Source organism: Lederbergia citrea, assembly GCF_018343525.1.
GTDB lineage: Bacteria > Bacillota > Bacilli > Bacillales > Bacillaceae_C > Lederbergia > Lederbergia citrea.
The window spans coordinates 1,514,852-1,534,830 of sequence record NZ_JAGYPH010000001.1; the positions used below are offsets into that span (position 1 = coordinate 1,514,852).

Sequence of the window (19,979 nt, forward strand, 5' to 3'; positions counted from 1 at the left end):
AATTTATGTAAATGTTCATTAACCTATAATCACTCTTTCCTTAGGATAATGATAGTCGGGAGCTTTTTCATTGCTTGCCATTGTAAACAAAAACGATAAAATTCCAATTCTACCGATAAACATTAATAATATAAGGAGTGATTTACCAAAATCCGTTAAATATGGTGTGATTCCCATTGATGCACCGCAAGTTCCGAACGCAGATGCGACTTCGAAAATAATGGCAATCAAGCTGGCGTCTTCTGTAATTGATAACAATAATATTGAAGTACCCGAGAGAATTACTGCAAGCATTAAGACTACTAATGCCTTGATTACGTCTTCCTGATGGATCTCACGCTTAAAAATTTTAATTGTTGTATTTCCCCTAGCAAAATGAAAGAGGAAAAGGATATTCAATGCAAATGTTGTTGTCCGAATCCCCCCACCTACTGAGCTTGGTGAAGCACCAATAAACATAAGTGTAGACATAAAAAGAATGGTTGAAATGGATAATTGATTTATATCCAGCGTTAAAAGGCCTGCGCTCCTCATTGTTGTTGACTGAAACAAAGCATAAAAAAAGGATTGATGCCAAGACTTATCGGCAAAATAACCATTATATTCAAAAATAAAAATGATCAATGTTCCAACGACTAAAAGTAAAAAATAGGTGGCAGTCGTTATTTTTGTAAATAAACTAAAGCGGAATCTAACTTTTTCATCTTTATGAAGAAGGAATCTCTTTACCTCAATCCATACTGGGAAACCAATGGCTCCTAGTATAATGAGAAGCATTGTAACAAACTGGACAAAATAATCTTTCGCAAACGGTATGAGCGACTCACCTGTAATATCAAAACCTGCATTTGTCGTGGCACTGACGGAAGCGAATAGCCCTTGAAGAAATGCCTCCTGCCATGTATGAAAGTAATTTAAATAGTACATTCCAAGTACAAGCGCACCAATTGCTTCGATAAGCAAGATCAAAAATACAATTTGTTTAAGTAGACCAACCAGTCCTGCTAAATTAATCTGATTTTGATCGGTTCGAATCAACTGTCGATGTTTCAATCCAATCTTCTTTCCAAGAAACAGCCAAAAAAATGTGCTAATTGTCATAATTCCAATTCCGCCAATTTGCAGAACCAACATGAGCAGGAAAATGCCATACACATTAAATGTATCAGCAATGCTGATTGTACTTAGCCCGGTAACACTTACAGCACTGGCAGCCGTGAAAATTGCATCCATGAAGGACCAGTCAGCATCTACCTTCCGGGCGAAAGGAAGGCTAAGAAGTCCAGCAGAGAGAGCTACTGTAAAAAAATAATAAGAAACAAGGATTCGAAAAGGTGTAAGCTTGGTCAATTTATATCTTTGTAGGCGTCGCATGATGGCTGTTATCCCCTATCATAAACATCATTCTTCTATCTTAATGAAAAAAAGATATAAAGAAAAGAAAAATGCAAAATTAATCATTGAATTAGTAATAATTCTACGGTTGCATTTTCATTCCAATCCAGAATCCATTTCCCAGTTATGCTTTTATACTAATACATCCATACTACGAATACGTAACAAAATACAAGTAAAGGGGTGTCTTATATGGCAAGACAAAGTAATAAGCTGCTTGTACCTGGGATTGAACAATATATGGATCAAGTGAAGTATGAAATTGCCCAAGAATTTGGCGTAACGCTTAGCGGAGATACAGTCGCAAGAGGAAACGGTTCAGTTGGCGGAGAAATTACGAAAAGATTAGTTCAACAGGCACAATCTCAGCTTAGAGGAAATCAAGAATAAAATAAGCTGTCCCACTCTGGGACAGCTTATTTTCTAATTACTTTCCTGAAAAACAGCTTTTTCTTTTTTCTTCGAGATTAGGTAGCCTCCAACCGCGATCCCGATCAAGACAATCCAAAAAGTCATTTTCCATCCCGCTGATTCCGGGAAATGCTCATTTAATACTTGTACATTTGGATGCGCCAATGTAAAGATAGTCAGCTTTACTCCAACCCACCCAACAATTAAGAAAGCTGCTGTTTCCAGTGTTGGATATTTTGATAAGAGCTTAACAAATGAAGTGGCCGCAAAACGCATGATAACAACTCCAATTAATCCACCTAGGAGCATGACGATAAATTGCCCTCCGTCGATGCCACCAACATGAAACCAACCAGTTGGTTTTAATGTAACGGCAAGTGCCACCGCAGCAAGCATCGAATCAATTGCAAATGCAATATCGGCTATTTCAACTTTAAGAACCGTCATCCAAAAAGAATTACTTTTACCATTTTTTACTTTTTTAACTTTAACAGGATTTGCCTTACGATTTTTCACTAAATGATGAGCAGCCAGAAAGATTAAGTATGCTGCGCCAATCGCCTGGATTTGCCAAACATTAACGAGAAATGTAATTAGAAACAAGGCCGCAAAGCGGAAAATAAAAGCACCTAATAATCCATAAAATAAAGCCTTCTTTTGAAGTTTTTCCGGTAAATGCTTAACCATAACTGCCATGACCACTGCATTATCTGCTGCCAAAATACCTTCTAAACCAATCAATACAAGTAATACCCACGCATACTCTAAAAACATTGACATTTCCATCAAAAAATTCCCCCGTTCTACTTTTAACATCCCCACAGGCAGATATTTTTGATTGAAAATGAAATACAAAAAGACCTCTGCCTAATGGGCAAAGGTCTTGCTTGACATATGTAATGCCAACAAAGCCGGTGAATGACTTCACGAAATGACGACTTTGTTTTAGGTGGATCGACTCGATCTCACCTACCGCTACTCCCCTTTGACTGAAAGTCAAATATATGATGTTTATTTTATTATAATTGATGAATGCTAATGGTGCAATAATATTGTTTCGTTCTATTATTATTTTTTAAACCCTTCATCATAAGATTGAATGCGTTTCTTTTTCTTATTCATCTTCCTAGTTTCGGGATCAAATAAACTATACACTACTGGAATGACAAATAATGTTAATAGAGTACTACTCACAAGCCCACCAATCACTGTAATTCCCATCGGCTGATTCATTTCAGTACCTTCACCGATTCCCAAGGCAAGTGGAACAAGACCAAGAATCGTTGTTAAAGCCGTCATCATAATCGGTCGAGCACGATCTTTTACAGATTCGACAAGTGCCTCAAGACTAGAAAGCCCCGCCTGCTTTCGCTGATTGATGTAATCAACAATGACAATCGCATTATTGACAACGATGCCTGCTAGAATAATCACTCCGATCAAAGCAGGTATACTGAGAGGTATACGAGCAGCAAGAAGAGCGATTGCCACACCAACCACCATTAATGGAACAGTAAACATAATAACAAACGGATATTTGAAGGATTCAAACTGTGCAGCCATCACGATATAGATGAGAACAATTGCCAAAATAAAAGCCATAATCATATCATTAATTGAGTTTTTCATTAGCTCTGTTTCACCGCTAAATGTGATTTCTGTTTCGCTTGGAAGATTTAACTCAGCTATTTCTTTTTCTACCGTTTTTGTCATCGTACCGAGATTAGTTTCTGTACTATATTTGAGTGTGAATTCAATAGAATCCTGTTGGTTTATCCGCTGAATTTCCACAGGTCCTGTGCCGATTTCAATTTTCGTAACGTCCCCTAATTTTGCATACTTTCCATCAGGTTTTTTAATTAATAAAGTTTTTAATTTATTAATATTTCTAGTGACTTCCTCATCATATTCAACAAATACACTATATACATCGGACTCTTCGGAAATGACCTGCGATGCTTGTACCCCTCTTGTCACGTCGTTGACAATCGTTGCAATTTGCGCGGGAGCCAGGCCAGAGTCAAAGGCGGCATCACGATTGATGGTAATTTGAATTTCTTCTACTGTATCTGCTGTGCTGGTCGATAAGTCTGTTACGTAATTTATGTTATTTAAGACTTTATAGATTTTATCGGCACTTTTCTCCAACCGCTGTTTATTTGTATCTTTCACATTAAATGTCAGTGTCTGCGGGGTAATACCAGATGCAGCTTGTACGTTAAAACGCAGTTCAGCCTTCTCGTTTACCTTCTTTATTTCTTTTTCAAGTACTGGTTTGATTGTATCAACAATTTCAAACAGTGATTGGCTTCGATTTTCAAGCGGTCTTAATTTTACATATACCTCTGCTGTATTCGCCATTCCATTACCTTGAAAAGTAGCCTCCTGGGTGGATCCAATCAAACTGACGTATGCATCAACATCTTTTTCAACCTTCAGCTTTTCTTCCATTGCATGAATGACTTTTTCTGTTTCTGTTATGGCAGCTCCATTTTCTAGTTTAACGTTAATGCTGAAAAACCCTTCATCTGTTGGGGGTAAAAATTGCATCCCTACAGTAGTCAGGCCTAAAACTCCACCTGCAAATAACAATATGGCAGTCATTAATACGATCATTCTATGTCGCAAAGACCAGCGAATTGAACGTTCAAGCATATTCAAAGATTTAGAGCGACGCCTTTTTGCTTCGTAGTCACCCTCAGGTTTCTTAAGCAATCTACTGGCCAGCATCGGAATTACTGTTAATGCAACAAATAATGATGCAAATAAACTGAAAGAAATCGTAAATGCAAACTCCTTGAATAATTGACCAAGCAGTCCACTAATAAAGACCACTGGGAGAAAAACAGCTACAGTCGTCAATGTTGATGCCGTAATTGCCCCTGCTACCTCTTTAGAGCCTTCACGTGCTGCTGTCTTTGGATCTTTCCCCATAGAAAGATGTCGATAAATGTTTTCAATAACAACGATAGCATTATCGACAAGCATTCCAATTCCGAGAGCTAATCCTCCTAGTGTCATAATATTCAATGCAAAATTAGCAAAATACATTAACACAAAGGTAACGATGACAGAATATGGAATTGCAACACCAATAATAAGCGGGCTTTTAATGTTCCGTAAAAACAAGAACAAGACTAACATGGCAAGTGCCCCGCCGAAAACTAAGGAAGAAGCTATATTGCCGATTGCTATTCTTATATAATCACCTTGGTCGAACAAAATATCGGAATCAATGCCTTTATATTGTTCTTTTTTCAATTGATTCTTCAGTTCTTTTTGAAAATCCCTTGAAACTTCTGATGTGTTGGCGTCTGTTTCCTGAAGAACACTTAAGAGAACTGATGGTTGTTTATTTGTCCGAGTAATCGTATTTGATTGCTCCTCCTGCTGTACAACTTTAGCAACATCCTTCACCCTAATTTTTTTACCCGTAATCGGATTGACCGTAACTGCAAGATTGGCGATTTCATCAGCTGAATGAACCATACTAATAATTCGAGTTGTTAGCTCTTTTCCTTCAGTAAGCACTGTTTCACCAGGCATAGAAATATTATTTGCCTGGATGATACTGACCACATCAGACTGAGAAAGTCCATATTTCTTCAATTGTTCTTGATCAATCTTCACTCTTATCTCATCTATTAATGTACCTGTGACATTTACGCTCGCTACTCCTTCAACTCTAGTGAGCTCACTCGTCAACTTATCCGCTAATATACGAAGACTTTTTTCATCTTTGTCCGTTTTAAGTGATAATTGAATGATGGGAAACTGTGCGGGGTCAAATTTCAAAAATCTTGGTTTTCCAGCATCAGAAGGAATAGGGGTTTGATCGATTCTTTGAAGCACGTCATTTTGAACATCATCTATCGAAGTTGTCCAAGAAAACTCGAGAAGGATTAAATTTGAACCCTCTTTAGAGATAGATTGGACATTTTTTATTCCAGGAAGTGTCGCAAGGCTTGCCTCAAGCGGCTTCGTCACCTTTTCCACGACCTCAGCGGGACTTGCACCTTCATAAGACGTGACGACAACCGCTACAGGTGGATTGATATCCGGTATTAACTTCAACGGTATTTTCAACAACGAAACGATGCCGAGAATAATCACAAGAAACATCGTTACAATTGTAAAAACAGGTCTTTTTATAGAAAAATTGCTCAAATTCATAACTATTTAACTCCTTCCGGTTCGACCTCTTTATGTACTTACAGTTTTTCACAGTTTTATTATATCAGTATGCGAGTACGAATTATATGAAAAGTGCAGACTCTACTCGTGTTTATCGGCTTTACATCTACAACGTTGCCATATAAACACAGATAAAAAACACGGCTTTGAAAGGCCGTGTTTTCTTCTGAAAAAGGTTTAGCTATTAACATCCATTGGATTGCTAAGAATGATTTCTGGATTTTTATCCTGAAACCAGCGAAGTGCAAATTCATTTTCAAACAAAAATAATGGTTTATCATAGCGATCTTTTACAAGCATACTGCGCCCGCTTGATAGCGATTCATCAATCTTATCATTCTCAATCCATCTAGCAATTTTAGAACCGATCGACTCCATGATGACATCGGAATTGTACTCATTTTTCATCCGATGTTCAAATACTTCAAATTGGAGCTGACCAACAGCACCGAGGATATAATCCTCCATCCTGTATGTTTTATAAAGTTGGATAGCTCCTTCTTGCACAAGCTGCTGCACACCCTTGTGAAAGCTTTTTTGCTTCATGACGTTTTTGGCCGATACTCTGACAAACAATTCAGGTGTAAATTGAGGCAATTTTTCGTACTGAATATTTCGTTTGCCTTCGTAAAGCGTATCGCCAATTTGATATGTGCCTGTATCATAAAGCCCGATAATATCACCACTGACAGCCGCATTCACTGTACTTCGATCGTCCGCCAAAAACTGGGTTGATTGTGAAAGTTTAATTTGTTTACCTGTTCTTGCGAGTGTCACATTCATGCCTCGCTCGAATTGACCCGAGCAAATTCTAATAAAAGCTATTCGATCTCTATGCGCCGGATTCATATTTGCTTGAATTTTAAACACAAAGCCTGAGAACCCTTCTGCTGCAGCTTCAATTTCTCCTTCGTTTGCCATACGCGGTTGCGGTGGAGGAGCAAACTGCAAGTACGTTTCCAGAAAAGTTTGGACGCCAAAATTGGTCAATGCACTCCCAAAGAAAACTGGCGACAACGTTCCATTATTTACTTTCTCTGCAGAAAATTCATTACCTGCTTCGTCTAAGAGCATAATTTCCTCTAAAGCCTGAGTATATAGATCCGATTCTTTTAATGGATGGTCGCCAATAACTTCACCATTTTCATCCAAGGACAAGAATCTGTCGCCATCTTCTACACGAAATTGTTCGATTCGTTTGTTGTAACGGTCATAAATACCATAAAACTCTTTCCCCATCCCAATCGGCCAGTTCATCGGATATGATTCTATTCCTAGGACTTCTTCAAGTTCAGCCAGTAATTCCAATGGTGGACGTCCTTGGCGGTCCAACTTATTAATAAAAGTGAAAATAGGAATACCACGCATTCTACACACTTTAAACAGTTTCAGCGTCTGCTCCTCTATACCTTTCGCTGAGTCGATAATCATGACCGCGCTATCTACTGCCATTAAAGTTCTATAAGTGTCTTCACTAAAATCTTGGTGTCCAGGTGTATCGAGGATATTCACACGGAACCCTTCGTAATCAAATTGCATTACCGAAGATGTAACTGATATTCCCCGTTGTTTTTCAATTTCCATCCAGTCGGACGTAGCATATTTTCCTGTTTTCTTACCTTTTACTGTTCCAGCATCTCGAATAGCTCCGCCAAAATATAATAGTTTTTCAGTCATTGTTGTTTTCCCGGCATCCGGGTGAGAAATAATTGCAAATGTTCTTCTAGATTCCACTTCTGCCTTCAATGTAGTTGCCATATAAATAATTCCTTCCGTTTTTCAGTCTTTTTCTATCATATTCCTAGATAGGGTGGATTTCAATTGAAAATTAAAAAAACCTCAATCCTTTTATACTTTGATTGAGGTTTATTCCATTTAATAATTAGTTATAGGCGACTGCACATATGCATATAGTAACTTCTCGGTATTAATAAGGGAAGATTCATGTGTTCTTTCAAAGGCATGGGATGACTCAATTCCGGGACCTATCAGGCCATGGACAATATCGTGGCCTGCCTTAATAGCTGCAGATGCATCAGAGCCATAATAAGGATATATATCTACCCTGTATTCGACATTATTCTTTCTTGCTAAATTAACAAGATGCTTCCGCAATCCGTAATGGTAAGGACCACTCGAATCCTTGGCACAGATAGACACTGTATATTCGTCAGAAGACTGTCCCTCACCAAGCGCCCCCATATCAACAGCCAAATATTCCACCGTTTCAGGAGTGATATTCGAATTACCTCCATAGCCAATCTCTTCATTATTGGAGATTAAAAAGTGAGTCGTGTGGGGAAGTTCAATTTCCTCCTCCTTAATCCACTTGATCATTCGGAGCAAGATTGCCGTACTAGCTTTATCATCTAGATGACGAGATTTAATAAAGCCGCTTTCGGTTACTTGCACTCGAGGATCGAAGGATACGAAATCACCAACATTGATGCCAAGCTTTCTCGTCTCTTCCTCACTATTTGTCATTTCATCAATTCGAACTTCAATATTCTCGTCATTTCTTTTTGCTTCTCCAGCATCTTTATACACATGAACCGATGTTTGTTTCATTAAGATAGTACCAGTATATGTATTGCCCGATTCAGTTTCAATCTTACAATATTCACCTTCAACGGAATTCCAGCGGAAACCGCCGATCATTGCAAGCTTCAATCTTCCGTTTGATTTGATCTCCTTGACCATCGCTCCAAGTGTATCTACGTGGGCAGTAAGCATCCGATGTTGGTCATTATCTTTCCCGGGGATTGTTATTAGCAGTCCACCTTTTCGATTTTGCTTTATTTCTAGATCAAGCCCCTCTAAATATTGCTCACAAAAATCGATTACCTTACTAGTATTTCCGGACGGACTCGGTATTGAGACTAACTCTCTAATCAACATAATCGTTTCTTTTATTTGTGGTAAATTCCCCATTCTTCTATCTCCCTTCTATCGGGGTGAGTCACCCCAAAGTCCAAGTTATTTGGTAAAGATGATATAATCATATCATTAGCTACTTGAATTGGGGGTATGTAAGATGGCTTTACATTCTTTTTTCTTAAAAGCAGATTGGCCTGGGGGCAGAAATAGTGTAGGGGAAATTGAAGCGAGTAATTTAAAAACAGAAGTATCCATCCCTCCGGAAATGGACGGACCTGGAATAGGAACAAATCCAGATGAGATGCTGCTCGGTGCCGCTGCTACATGCTACATTATTACGCTGGCCGCCATGTTAGAGCGTGCTTCTATTCCTGTTTCTAGTCTCTCAATGGAATCAGAAGGAATTGTTGAAGTTGAGCAGGGAGTTATTACATATAAGACGATTATTCATCGACCACGGATTATCTTACCTCAAGCTTGCGAACAAAAACAGATAAACATGGCAGGAAAGCTTGCGGAAAAAGCTGAAAAAAGCTGCATGATATCAAGAGCCCTTGCCGGAAATGTGGAAATAAAGCTTAAAACAGATATCTCAGTAGGAAAATAAATAAAACCGCCCTCACCTTTCTTGTCCAGTAGGCATTCGGAAAGGGGTGGCGGTAATTCTTTTTTATATAGCGATCATGCCTGATTTTGCCGATTTTGGAAGTGCTATCTTAAAGGTTGTACCTTGATTCAACTCGCTCGTTACATCTATACTTCCATTATGTTCTTGAATAATTTTATTACACATCATTAAGCCGAGGCCATTGCCTTTTGCTTTTGTTGTAAAAAAAGGTTCGCCTATTTTCTCCAAATCATCTTGGGATATGCCGCATCCTTCATCACTGATAGCAATAACTACTCTATTTTCTTGATTGTTGATTGTTACATCGAGTGTTAAAGTTCCACCCTTACAACCCATTGCTTCAATCCCATTTTTAATTATATTCATAAAAACTTGCTTAACCTTTATTTCTTCACATACAATGAAAACCGGAATGTGCATACCACTATATTCAAAGCTCACATTGTTGCTAATTGCTTCCGGTTTCAGTAGCATCGTAACTTCCTTTAATATCTTAATGATATCTAATTGTTCGTAGTTATTAACTGAAGGCTTACCAATAAACATCAATTCTTTTGTAATTTGTTCGATTCTTTCAATTTCATTTTGCATTAAAATTAAATATTCATTGTTAAATTCTTTCTGAGATCCCATTAATTGAAGAAAGCCTTTTACCGTAGTCAGCGGATTCCGAATATCGTGAGCTATGCCTGCTGCAAGCTGGCCGATGGCAGATAGGTTCTCTGCTTCGATCACCTGATCATATGTTTTCTTTCGGTCTGTAATGTCTCGTCCAATCGAAAGAATTTCTATTGGAATGTTTGAGTGCGGATTCTTTACAGCAACTGCAGTTGTTTCTATCCATATATAATGGCCGCCCGAATGTTTAACACGATAAGTAAAAGTAGCTATTTCGATTTCACCCTTGGCTAGTGGAGATAGGAAATCGCCAACATCATCAGAATGGATATAATCAAAACAAGATTTACCAATTAGGTTCTCGGGATCATATCCAAAAGCAGTTTTGACAGATGGCGACACATCAAGAAAAACGCCCTTTAATGACCGCCTAATAATGACTTCTGAATTTTTAGAAGCAAAGATACAATCTTTTTCTCTTTCCATGAGCTTCACTTGATATTCTGCCCCTCCTAATAGCAAGGAAAATCCCATTCTGCCTATTTTATAAGATTTCAAACAAATCCAATAATTTCATTATAGCTCTTCTAGTCGTTTTGTAAATAGTAACAGTCAATATCTTTGTTAGTTTCTAAATTCCTCTAGCTGCTCATTCAGTGCTTTTGTACTAGTATAAACATCTTGATAGAGCGGGAACAGTTTACTGTACATATCCACATTCTCTTTAATAGGTTGATAAGTATCAACGAGGTGCACAAATTTTTGTGCGCATTCCTGTAGTGAATCAAACCAACCGCAACCATATGAGGCAAGCATTGCTGCCCCCATTCCAGGGCCTTGTTCGCTTGCAAGTGTGACTATATCTACATTAAATATGTCTGCTTGCATTTGTAGCCATTGTCTGTTTTTCGCTCCCCCACCAATAGAAATAATCGTCTCAATCTTCTTTCCATTTTCTCTAAATATTTCTATCGACTCATTAAGAGAGAATGTAATACCTTCTAGAACCGCACGAACAAAGTCACTTCTTTTATGTGAAGCATCCATCCCTATGAAGCTTCCTCTTATATTTGAATCTGCATGAGGTGTCCTTTCACCTACTAAATACGGAGTAAAAAGCAATCCATTTGAGCCAATGGGTACTTGATCGATGTCTTGCAGTAAAGCATCAAAATCTTCAGCTTCCGCAAATACATCCTTAAACCAGCTTAAGCTGTACCCTGCTGCCAAAGTCACACCCATCGTATAAAAAGCATCCGCTTCTCCGTGATTAAAGTAATGAACTTTTCCTTGGAAATCTTGATTACCTTTTTCCTCATACGAGAGGACGACTCCTGACGTTCCAATACTACATAATGTTTTTCCTGCCGATAAAATGCCCGAGCCAATCGCACCACATGCATTATCTGCTCCGCCAGCGAATACTTTAACTGTTTCGCTTAACCCTGTTTCAACGGCGATTTCATTTGTAATTGTTCCAGTCTGTGTGTGTGACGCAACTAATGGAGGACAGAGATTGACATCAATTCCTAGCGAATCACATATTTCTTTACTCCATTTTTTCTCGCTGACATCAAGAAGCAATGTTCCCGCTGCATCGGAATATTCACTATGAATGAGCCCTGTTAGTCGATATCGCAAATAATCCTTCGGAAGAAGAAACACTGCTGCTTTCGCAAAAATTTCTGGTTCATTTTCTTTTACCCATAAAAGCTTCGGCAATGTAAAACCTTCCAATGCAGGATTTTTAGTAATTTTTAAAAGTTTATCTATCCCGACCTTTTCCTCAATCAAGCGGCATTCCTTTGTTGTCCTCGTATCATTCCAAAGAATAGCATTTCTAAGTACATGATGGTATTCGTCAAGTAAAACAAGGCCATGCATTTGTCCGGAAAAGCTAATTCCTTCAATATTTTCAATATCTCCATCGAAATTCTTTACAATATCAGTAAGACCTTGCACTGTTTTTTCTACCCACTCTTCTGGATCTTGTTCACTATAGCCAGATTTCTCTTGAATAAGTGGATAGGATTTCGACACTTCATGACAGACATCACCATGTTGATTCATTAGCAGAATTTTAACTGCGCTTGTTCCAAGGTCAACTCCGATTACATATTTCATTTCTCCCCATCCTTATCTAATTGATAGAATAACTAAAACAAGGCTGTCCCCTATGTAACCTTCTCCCTAATGTGTAGGGTTGGGTTTATGTTTTAGGACAGCCTCAAAAAGAATTTACGAGTTTATTAGCTTTTGACTAGTAAGAGTTTCCAATAAATATTGATTGACCGTAGCTTTCAAAAGCTCTTGTCTTCCAGAACGGTTTTTGATTTCGCCCAATTGCAATGCATATTTTTCTAGTTTATGAAAGTCTGTTCGACCTTCAACAATGTCGAGCCCGATGCCTTCTGTAAAGCTTCCGTATCGATCAGCAATAAAATCTTCCAATACTCTGTCTTCAAGTAGTTTATTGGCAACTTTCAAACCAATAGCAAAGCTGTCCATACCGGCAATATGTGCATGGAATAAATCTTCCGGCTCAAAGGAACCTCTTCGCACTTTTGCATCAAAGTTTAAGCCACCTTTGCCTAATCCACCGTTTTGCAAAATTTCGTACATGGCCAATGTTGTAGAATAAAGATCTGTCGGGAACTCATCTGTATCCCATCCAAGCAAAGTATCACCTTGGTTCGCATCCACGGATCCGAGCATGCCATTAATACGAGCAACTCTCAATTCATGTTCGAATGTATGACCGGCAAGTGTTGCATGGTTCGCCTCAATATTAAATTTAAAATGCTGATCAAGGCCATAACTTTTCAAGAAAGCAATCCCAGTTGCCACGTCAAAGTCATATTGATGTTTTGTAGGCTCTTTTGGCTTCGGCTCAATTAGGAAAGGGCCGTCAAAGCCGATTTCTTTTGCATAATCGACTGCCATATGGAAGAAGCGCGCCAAATTGTCCTGCTCAAGCTTCATGTCGGTATTTAATAGAGTCTCATAGCCTTCACGACCGCCCCAGAATACATAGTTTTCTGCACCAAGATCTTTTGCAGTTTCTAGACCTTTCTTCACTTTTGCCGCGGCAAATGCGTAAACATCGGCATTATTTGAAGTAGCCGCACCATGAACATATCTTGGATGTGTAAACATATTTGCAGTATTCCATAGCAATTTAGTTTTACTATCTTTCTTATAATCTTTGATCATAGCAGTAATGATATCAAGATTTTCATAGGTTCCCTTTAACGTATCAGCTTCAGGAGCAATGTCTGAATCGTGAAAACAGAAAAATGGCACATTTAGTTTTTCAAACAATTCAAAAGCTGCCTCTACACGTGCTTTGGATTGATCAAGACCACTGAATTTATCCCACGGGCGAACCATTGTTCCAACTCCGAATGGATCTGAACCATCAGCGGTAAACGTATGCCAATAAGCAACTGAGAAACGCAGAAGTTCCTCCATTGATTGTCCATTTATTTTTTCTTCTGGATTGTAATACTTAAAAGCAAACGGGTTTCTTGAAGATGGTCCTTCGTACTGAATTTTGCTGACATTTTCGAAATAAGCCATTAATGATACCCCCAATAGATTAATAAATGATGGCGTTTACATATTTATAAGGAAAGTTTCTCCAAAAGCCATGCTCTAACAAAAGTATACATGTAAAAGTTCACTTTGTCTATCCATTAAACAAAGTCTTATGATAATATATATTTTATAGTGAAATGCATGTTTTACTGGTCTTGGTGATTTAAAGGAGAATTGCAAAATGAAGCTAACTTGGAATCAACAATTAATTAAAAGAGAAAATAAATCAGTAGTTTTACAGTTAATTCAAAATCATTCCCCCCTTTCTCGTGCAGATATAGCTCAACAATCTGGCTTAAATAAAGGCACTGTCTCTTCATTGGTGTCGGAGTTAATTGAAGATAAACTTATTTTAGAAACTGGTCCAGGGACATCTAGTGGCGGGAGACGTCCTGTTATGTTGAAATTCAATGAGCAAGCTGGTTACTCGATTGGAATTGATCTTGGCGTAAATTACATTGCCGGGATTTTAACAGATCTGGAGGGAAACATTTTATTTCAGAAGCGGCATTCCTATACAGGATCATCTATTGATGTGACATTGGATCATGTAAAAGCCGATATTGAAGAATTAATAACAAATGCTCCTCCCTCCCCGTATGGAATCATAGGTATCGGTATCGCCGTTCCCGGAATAGTTGATCAAAACAGTGCTTTATTGCTGGCGCCTAATCTTGGATGGAAGAATTCTTCTATAAAAAAAGAAATAGAAGCTTTTTTTAAGATTCCAGTTATCATCGAAAACGAAGCTAACGCGGGGGCGTACGGTGAAATGATGTTTGGACTTGGTAAACATGTTTTGGATCTCGTTTATATTAGTGCAGGTATTGGTATTGGAACAGGCATCATCATCAATGGAAAATTATTCAGAGGTGCTAGCGGATTTTCCGGGGAATTTGGCCATATAACCATTAATATGAACGGTGATAAATGCCGCTGCGGAAACTTCGGATGCTGGGAATTATATGCTTCAGAACAATTTTTAATAAAAAATGCCTTACAGTCAAAATTAATTGAGGATGAGGAAACATGTGTCGATCGCCTTATTGAGCTTGCAGAAAAAAACGAAGTAAAAGCTGCATTCCTTTTAGAAAAGACTGCAGCAAATCTTGGTATTGGCCTTGTGAACATCATCCATTCCTTAAATCCCGAAAAAATTATAATCGGGAATAAATTATCAAGTGCAAAAGCATGGATGGAGACATGTGTACAAAATTTCGTTAAAGAACATGCAATGACTTCCCACCAAACTGAAGTGAATGTTCAATTTTCTAATCCAACATTTCCTGCAAACGCATTAGGAGTAGGCGCTTTTTCTGTTGAACATTTTCTAAAAAGGACTTTGGAGATCTAGTAAGATATAAAATAGCTGAGCTACCATAAAGTGAACTGACTCACACTTTATGGTAGCTCAGCTTTTAATGTCATAATGGCATTGCTTCTCCCCGATGATTAATGAAGAATAAATCACGATCAATTTCCTTCTTCTTTTCAAGAATATCCAATAGATTACTGGCCGTCTCAATAGGTGATCCCCGTGCTTTATCTCCCCCCATATCTGTTTTAATCCAGCCAGGGTGAACAGCATATACTCTTATTTGCTGATTGGATAGATAGTGGTTCAACTGTTTGGAAAACATATTTAATGCGGTTTTTGATATCGCATATGGATAATCTCCGCCGTAAGCATTTGCGATACTTCCTGCATCAGAAGATATATTTATAACTGTTTGATTGGTTCCTTGCTTAAGTAAAGGAAGGAAATGTTTCATTACACGCATTGGACCATACAGATTTACATTCATTGTCAATTCTAATAATGAGAAATCCAAATCCTCAATTTTTGCATCTCGTTCATATAGGACACCTGCATTGTTAATAATCGCATCAATTGATCCCTCTTTCTCCATTATTTGATTAGCTGCGATTGATATTGATTGTTCCGAAGTAACATCTAGGGACACGGATAACACCTTGTCTGGAAAGCGTTCTTGGAGCACTTTTAACTTACCTGTTGGATTCTCGCCATCACGCGAACCTGCGATAACGGTATGTCCCCTTTCAACGGCCGTTGACGCAAGTGCTAGTCCCAACCCGCGATTGGCGCCAGTAATGAATATTTTCATAATCGCCTCCCCTTTTTTCTATTCACTCTTCATAATGAAGTTAAGAAATCGCGAAATGTATTCCGTATTTTTAGCATTGGCTGGCATACAAAGGACTTTATCTTGACCTTGGATAACATTGACTAAGAGAGGAATCTCAGAAATATTTACGCCAGTTATTTCTTTTTCGTTAGCCTTAGAGTGATAAACGTGATCTTCTTGAAAAGGCAAATCCTTCATTCCACTTAATTTTTGAAAAGATAAAAGCTGGCCTTCATTCATGTTTTCGAAAAACTCTTTGTCAACGACGAAAATGTCAATATAACCAGCTGACAACTCGGCTGCCATCTTTTGAAATTCAACGCCCGCCTGCATATCCATCTGGTCACTGGATGTTTGCATCGTTTGAATCCGGATATTTGATTTTTCTCGTACCTCTTTGGTTAACAGTTCTTCAGAGAGAGTTTCTTTAAGCTTGTCCACTTCATCTGGATTAACGGAGTCGGCCATCATGACAATATTCAACACGTCTTCCTTTTTATTGGCTACACTCGAAATCGCATAAGTTATAAAAAGCACCAGGGCAATAGCACCAATAATAAAGTACTTGTAATAATGCCAAATATATTGAATTTTTTCCGAATTATCCATTGGAGCTAACGTTTCTTTTAAGCTTTTTTTCATATAGACCACTTCTTTCTTATGCAATTTATCTAATGATGATATCAAAATATAATTAAAGCGATATAAATAACAAAGGTTAATGTAAATGAACTAAATAAGGTGGAAGCAATTACCGTCTGTCCAGCAAATTCAGGCTCACTATTATATTCCTGTGCGATGATTGCACTGTTTACAGAAGTCGGCATCGCTGTAGAAATAAGTAATGCCTGTGCGATGATTCCATCAATCCCGAGAAAAAGTAAAGCTACAAGAGCAATGGATGGACCGATGATTAAGCGATAAATAATGCTTAAATAAAGCGGAACATATGTAAGTGAAATCTTAATATGAGCAATTTGAGCTCCCAAGGTTAACAAAACCATCGCAATGAGCGAGTTAGAAATATATGTAACAGGTGTTAATATGAAATTAGGCAAAGATATATTCAATACATTAAATAAGATTCCTAAGAACATGGCGTAAAATAAAGGCATTCTAAAATAGGCCAGCACTGCCTTTAATTTTCCAGTATTAATGGAATTCATTGCGACAACACCGTAAGAAAAAAGTAAAGTATTCTGAAACGCCATGACTGCTATTTGAATGGACATGGCAAATGGATCTTGTTTAAACACTAAATCATTAACTGGTATGCCGTAGTTCCCCGAATTATAAAACATAACACTGTTTGAAAACGAGAGCTTCATTTTTTCATTTAGCTTTAAAATCCTGCCTGTAGCAGCACTCAAAAAAAACAACACCGCAACAAAAGCTGAACAGAACAGGATGACGCTAAAAAATAACGATAGTGAAAATGAGCTATCATATAATTTGATAAATATTAAGCCAGGACTTAAAAAGTAAATATTTAACTTGGCAAGCGTATACATATCCAATTTGAATTTTCTTTGCAAGAGTACACCAATTGCAATTAAAACAAAAACCGGTAATATAATGTCGGTAAAAATAAAAATAATATGCTGCATTTATCGTATCTCTTCTTCCATATTAATACGTATTTATCTACCTCACTCAATGTATTTCGACAAAGACACGCAAAATCCTGCAATATAAAAGAAAAACAGTTCGCCAGAAGTTTTAAAGCGGACTGTTATTTGTTCTTGATTATTAATTTACACGATGCCCTTAAAGGATTTTACTTAAAAATGCTTTTGTACGCTCATGCTGCGGGTTAGAAAATAATTCTTGAGGAACGTTTTCTTCAACGATATAGCCATTGTCCATGAAAATGACCCGATCACCCACTTCACGAGCAAAGCCCATCTCATGTGTAACTACAATCATGGTCATGCCTTCTTCAGCAAGTTGTTTCATTACTTCTAGCACTTCACCGACCATCTCTGGATCAAGTGCAGATGTTGGCTCATCAAATAACATGATTTTTGGTTCCATCGCAAGTGCACGCGCAATAGCAACCCGCTGTTTCTGACCGCCTGATAAGGAATCTGGATAGGCGGATGCTTTTTCAGACAGACCTACTTTCGCAAGCAACTCAAGCGCCTTTTGCTCAGCCTCCTGCTTTTTCATACCCTTTACATTGATTGGAGCAAGAGTGATATTTTCAAGAATTGTTTTATGCGGAAATAAATTAAAGTGTTGAAACACCATTCCGACATCTTTTCGAATCTCATTAATTTCGGTTTTTTTATTAGTCAAGTCCTTACCAGTAACAAATACATTACCACCGGTAACCGACTCTAATAAATTCAGGCAGCGAATAAATGTCGATTTTCCTGATCCTGATGGTCCTATAACAACGACAACTTCCTGTGGTTTAACCTCTAGTGAAATATCCTTCAGTACTTCATTGTCGCCGAATGACTTTTTTAAATTTTTTACAGAGATCATTCAGTCTTCATTCTCCTTTCGATGTAATCCATCAAATAAGTAAGTGATAAGGTCAATACCAGGTATATCGCTGCTGCTGTAAGGTATGGCTCCCATACACGCATATATTGTCCGCCTGCAACACGCCCCCAATACATAAGTTCAGGTGCTGCGATAATAGCTGCCAGCGATGTTTCTTTTAGTAAAACAATAAACTCATTTCCGAGCGGAGGAATCATACGTTTTACAGCTTGAGGTAAAATGACAAGTTTCATTGCCTGTACATGGCTCATGCCAAGTGAACGTGCAGCTTCCATTTGCCCTTTATCGATCGACTGGATTCCCGCACGGAAAATTTCAGCAATATAGGCTGCTGAGTTTAATGATAATGCGATGATTGCTGATACAATTGGGTTTGCCGGAGTCATAAATAACGGTACTACACCAAAGTGAATAAGCAAAATTTGGACGAGAAATGGTGTCCCCCGGAAAATATTAATGTACCAGACAAACGGAAATCGGATCAAGGGGTTTGACGACATTTTCCCAAGGCCAATCAACAGACCAAAAATAAGCCCAATCGTAACTCCTGCCAAGGCCAAGCCAATCGTCAAAAGCGTTCCTTTTAAAAATAATGGCATGTAATCTACTATAATATCAAATCGAATATCCATGGCTTATCCACCTTTCGTCAGCAAAAACGGCCGTCCACAGGCTATAGCCTGAAGTGGACAGCCGCATATGCCATCATTATCTCACAATGTAACAGACAGTAAAACTTAATTCTGAAATTTTACTTATATAGATTTGCAGCTTCTTGTAAAGATTTCAAATTGGGCTCTTCATTGAACCACTTTTTATAAATTTCCTCATATTTCCCGTTTTCAAACAATTTATTTAGTGCAGTGTCAAATTCGTCTGTCAATTCGCTTCCTTTCTGGAAAGCAAATCCATAATACTCTGCGTCAAATTGTTTATCCCCAACCGTTTGTACTCCGTTATCAGGATTGTTTTTCACATATTCAAGCGCAACCGCGATATCTGTGACTACAGCGTCAACGTTTTTGCTTTGAAGCGCTTGGAACATTAAGGCGGCTGTTTCGTATTTAGATATATCTGATGAGTTTTTCCCAACGATATCTTCAGCTGAATACTGGCCTGTCGTACCATTTTGAACACCAATTTTCTTGCCTTTTAAATCTTCTGCACTATTAATCTTCACATCTTTATTAAAAGCAATCATACTAGTGGACTCAAAGTATGGTACCGAAAAATCATACGTCTTTAGTCGATCTTCTTTAATTGTAATTCCTGACATACCGATGTCCAACTGCTTGCCTTGCAATCCGGCTAACATGGCATCCCAGCCGGTATTTTCAATTTTCAATTCATAACCCGCCTCTTCAGCTGCTGCACTTAGCAGATCAATATCAAAGCCAGTTATTTCCCCTTTGTCCATAAATTCAAATGGAGCAAAAGTTGCTTCTGTTCCAACATTTAATACTTTTTTGGCTTCTGTTCCGTTTTCTTTATTACCTGCATCTTCCTTATTAGTCCCGCATGCTGCTAAAAGTAGGACACAGCTGGCCACAATGGCGAATAATGACTTTTTTAATGAAAATGACATTTTACTAACCCCTCTT

Annotated in this window: 17 protein-coding genes and 1 riboswitch; of the genes, 3 read left to right on the forward strand and 14 right to left on the reverse strand. The window is 38.1% G+C overall.

Going from position 1 to position 19,979, the window contains the following annotated elements:
• Positions 1-18: 18 nt before the first annotated feature.
• The gene (locus KHA88_RS07835) at positions 19-1,374 is read right to left on the reverse strand and encodes a TrkH family potassium uptake protein (protein ID WP_213096449.1); all 1,356 of its coding nucleotides are present in this window, start codon (positions 1,372-1,374) and stop codon (positions 19-21) included.
• A gap of 213 nt (positions 1,375-1,587) precedes the next feature.
• Here KHA88_RS07835 and KHA88_RS07840 point away from each other — a divergent pair, with 213 nt between their 5' ends.
• Complete coding sequence (locus KHA88_RS07840) at positions 1,588-1,785, forward strand: alpha/beta-type small acid-soluble spore protein (protein WP_213096448.1); 198 nt, start codon at positions 1,588-1,590, stop codon at positions 1,783-1,785.
• A 33-nt stretch (positions 1,786-1,818) separates the two neighbouring features.
• Here KHA88_RS07840 and KHA88_RS07845 read toward each other — a convergent pair whose 3' ends face one another.
• From KHA88_RS07845 to KHA88_RS07860, 4 genes are all read right to left on the reverse strand, one after another.
• Entirely contained in the window at positions 1,819-2,592 is a 774-nt protein-coding gene (locus KHA88_RS07845) for a TerC family protein (RefSeq protein ID WP_213096447.1), read from the reverse strand.
• A 40-nt stretch (positions 2,593-2,632) separates the two neighbouring features.
• A riboswitch (yybP-ykoY riboswitch) is annotated at positions 2,633-2,802 on the reverse strand.
• A 72-nt stretch (positions 2,803-2,874) separates the two neighbouring features.
• Entirely contained in the window at positions 2,875-5,979 is a 3,105-nt protein-coding gene (locus tag KHA88_RS07850) for an efflux RND transporter permease subunit (protein WP_213096446.1), read from the reverse strand.
• A gap of 198 nt (positions 5,980-6,177) precedes the next feature.
• Positions 6,178-7,758, reverse strand: a complete 1,581-nt coding sequence (locus KHA88_RS07855; RefSeq protein WP_213096445.1) for a peptide chain release factor 3 — start codon at positions 7,756-7,758, stop codon at positions 6,178-6,180.
• 117 nt (positions 7,759-7,875) lie between these two features.
• On the reverse strand, positions 7,876-8,931 hold the full coding sequence (locus tag KHA88_RS07860; protein WP_213096444.1) for a M42 family metallopeptidase: 1,056 nt from the start codon (positions 8,929-8,931) through the stop codon (positions 7,876-7,878).
• 103 nt (positions 8,932-9,034) lie between these two features.
• On the opposite strand from KHA88_RS07860, the gene KHA88_RS07865 reads away from it, so the two are divergent.
• The gene (locus KHA88_RS07865) at positions 9,035-9,484 is read left to right on the forward strand and encodes an OsmC family protein (RefSeq protein WP_213096443.1); all 450 of its coding nucleotides are present in this window, start codon (positions 9,035-9,037) and stop codon (positions 9,482-9,484) included.
• A gap of 63 nt (positions 9,485-9,547) precedes the next feature.
• Here KHA88_RS07865 and KHA88_RS07870 read toward each other — a convergent pair whose 3' ends face one another.
• From KHA88_RS07870 to xylA, 3 genes are all read right to left on the reverse strand, one after another.
• Positions 9,548-10,681, reverse strand: a complete 1,134-nt coding sequence (locus KHA88_RS07870; protein ID WP_213121701.1) for an ATP-binding protein — start codon at positions 10,679-10,681, stop codon at positions 9,548-9,550.
• Positions 10,682-10,747: 66 nt separating this feature from the next.
• Entirely contained in the window at positions 10,748-12,247 is a 1,500-nt protein-coding gene (xylB, locus tag KHA88_RS07875; RefSeq protein WP_213096441.1) for a xylulokinase, read from the reverse strand.
• 114 nt (positions 12,248-12,361) lie between these two features.
• On the reverse strand, positions 12,362-13,702 hold the full coding sequence (gene xylA / locus KHA88_RS07880; RefSeq protein WP_213096440.1) for a xylose isomerase: 1,341 nt from the start codon (positions 13,700-13,702) through the stop codon (positions 12,362-12,364).
• Positions 13,703-13,901: 199 nt separating this feature from the next.
• Between xylA and KHA88_RS07885 the strand changes: the two genes are divergently transcribed.
• Entirely contained in the window at positions 13,902-15,074 is a 1,173-nt protein-coding gene (locus tag KHA88_RS07885) for an ROK family transcriptional regulator (RefSeq protein ID WP_213121702.1), read from the forward strand.
• A 70-nt stretch (positions 15,075-15,144) separates the two neighbouring features.
• Here the strand turns inward: KHA88_RS07885 and KHA88_RS07890 are convergent, their stop codons facing one another.
• The 6 genes from KHA88_RS07890 to KHA88_RS07915 form a co-directional block, all read right to left on the reverse strand.
• Positions 15,145-15,846, reverse strand: coding sequence for an SDR family oxidoreductase (locus tag KHA88_RS07890; RefSeq protein WP_213096438.1), 702 nt, complete (start codon positions 15,844-15,846; stop codon positions 15,145-15,147).
• 18 nt (positions 15,847-15,864) lie between these two features.
• Positions 15,865-16,509: a hypothetical protein gene (locus KHA88_RS07895; protein ID WP_213096437.1), complete on the reverse strand. Its 645-nt coding sequence runs from the start codon at positions 16,507-16,509 to the stop codon at positions 15,865-15,867.
• Positions 16,510-16,550: 41 nt separating this feature from the next.
• On the reverse strand, positions 16,551-17,474 hold the full coding sequence (locus KHA88_RS07900) for an AEC family transporter (RefSeq protein ID WP_213096436.1): 924 nt from the start codon (positions 17,472-17,474) through the stop codon (positions 16,551-16,553).
• A 160-nt stretch (positions 17,475-17,634) separates the two neighbouring features.
• Positions 17,635-18,357, reverse strand: a complete 723-nt coding sequence (locus KHA88_RS07905) for an amino acid ABC transporter ATP-binding protein (protein WP_213107274.1) — start codon at positions 18,355-18,357, stop codon at positions 17,635-17,637.
• Positions 18,354-19,010 carry an amino acid ABC transporter permease gene (locus KHA88_RS07910; RefSeq protein ID WP_213121703.1) on the reverse strand — a complete coding sequence of 219 codons (657 nt, stop codon included), beginning with the start codon at positions 19,008-19,010 and terminating at the stop codon, positions 18,354-18,356. Before KHA88_RS07910 ends, KHA88_RS07905 begins: the two co-directional genes overlap by 4 nt.
• Positions 19,011-19,129: 119 nt before the next feature.
• Positions 19,130-19,963, reverse strand: coding sequence for a basic amino acid ABC transporter substrate-binding protein (locus KHA88_RS07915; protein WP_213121704.1), 834 nt, complete (start codon positions 19,961-19,963; stop codon positions 19,130-19,132).
• Positions 19,964-19,979 lie beyond the last annotated feature (16 nt).

Coding starts and splice junctions, on each gene's coding strand:
- KHA88_RS07840 (WP_213096448.1), top strand. CDS start 1,588: ATGGCAAGACAAAGTAATAAGCTGCTTGTACCTGGGATTGAACAATAT.
- KHA88_RS07850 (WP_213096446.1), bottom strand. CDS start 5,979: ATGAATTTGAGCAATTTTTCTATAAAAAGACCTGTTTTTACAATTGTA.
- KHA88_RS07910 (WP_213121703.1), bottom strand. CDS start 19,010: ATGGATATTCGATTTGATATTATAGTAGATTACATGCCATTATTTTTA.
- KHA88_RS07905 (WP_213107274.1), bottom strand. CDS start 18,357: ATGATCTCTGTAAAAAATTTAAAAAAGTCATTCGGCGACAATGAAGTA.
- KHA88_RS07885 (WP_213121702.1), top strand. CDS start 13,902: ATGAAGCTAACTTGGAATCAACAATTAATTAAAAGAGAAAATAAATCA.
- KHA88_RS07865 (WP_213096443.1), top strand. CDS start 9,035: ATGGCTTTACATTCTTTTTTCTTAAAAGCAGATTGGCCTGGGGGCAGA.
- KHA88_RS07915 (WP_213121704.1), bottom strand. CDS start 19,963: ATGTCATTTTCATTAAAAAAGTCATTATTCGCCATTGTGGCCAGCTGT.
- xylB (WP_213096441.1), bottom strand. CDS start 12,247: ATGAAATATGTAATCGGAGTTGACCTTGGAACAAGCGCAGTTAAAATT.
- KHA88_RS07895 (WP_213096437.1), bottom strand. CDS start 16,509: ATGAAAAAAAGCTTAAAAGAAACGTTAGCTCCAATGGATAATTCGGAA.
- KHA88_RS07855 (WP_213096445.1), bottom strand. CDS start 7,758: ATGGCAACTACATTGAAGGCAGAAGTGGAATCTAGAAGAACATTTGCA.
- KHA88_RS07860 (WP_213096444.1), bottom strand. CDS start 8,931: ATGGGGAATTTACCACAAATAAAAGAAACGATTATGTTGATTAGAGAG.
- xylA (WP_213096440.1), bottom strand. CDS start 13,702: ATGGCTTATTTCGAAAATGTCAGCAAAATTCAGTACGAAGGACCATCT.
- KHA88_RS07900 (WP_213096436.1), bottom strand. CDS start 17,474: ATGCAGCATATTATTTTTATTTTTACCGACATTATATTACCGGTTTTT.
- KHA88_RS07845 (WP_213096447.1), bottom strand. CDS start 2,592: ATGGAAATGTCAATGTTTTTAGAGTATGCGTGGGTATTACTTGTATTG.
- KHA88_RS07890 (WP_213096438.1), bottom strand. CDS start 15,846: ATGAAAATATTCATTACTGGCGCCAATCGCGGGTTGGGACTAGCACTT.
- KHA88_RS07835 (WP_213096449.1), bottom strand. CDS start 1,374: ATGCGACGCCTACAAAGATATAAATTGACCAAGCTTACACCTTTTCGA.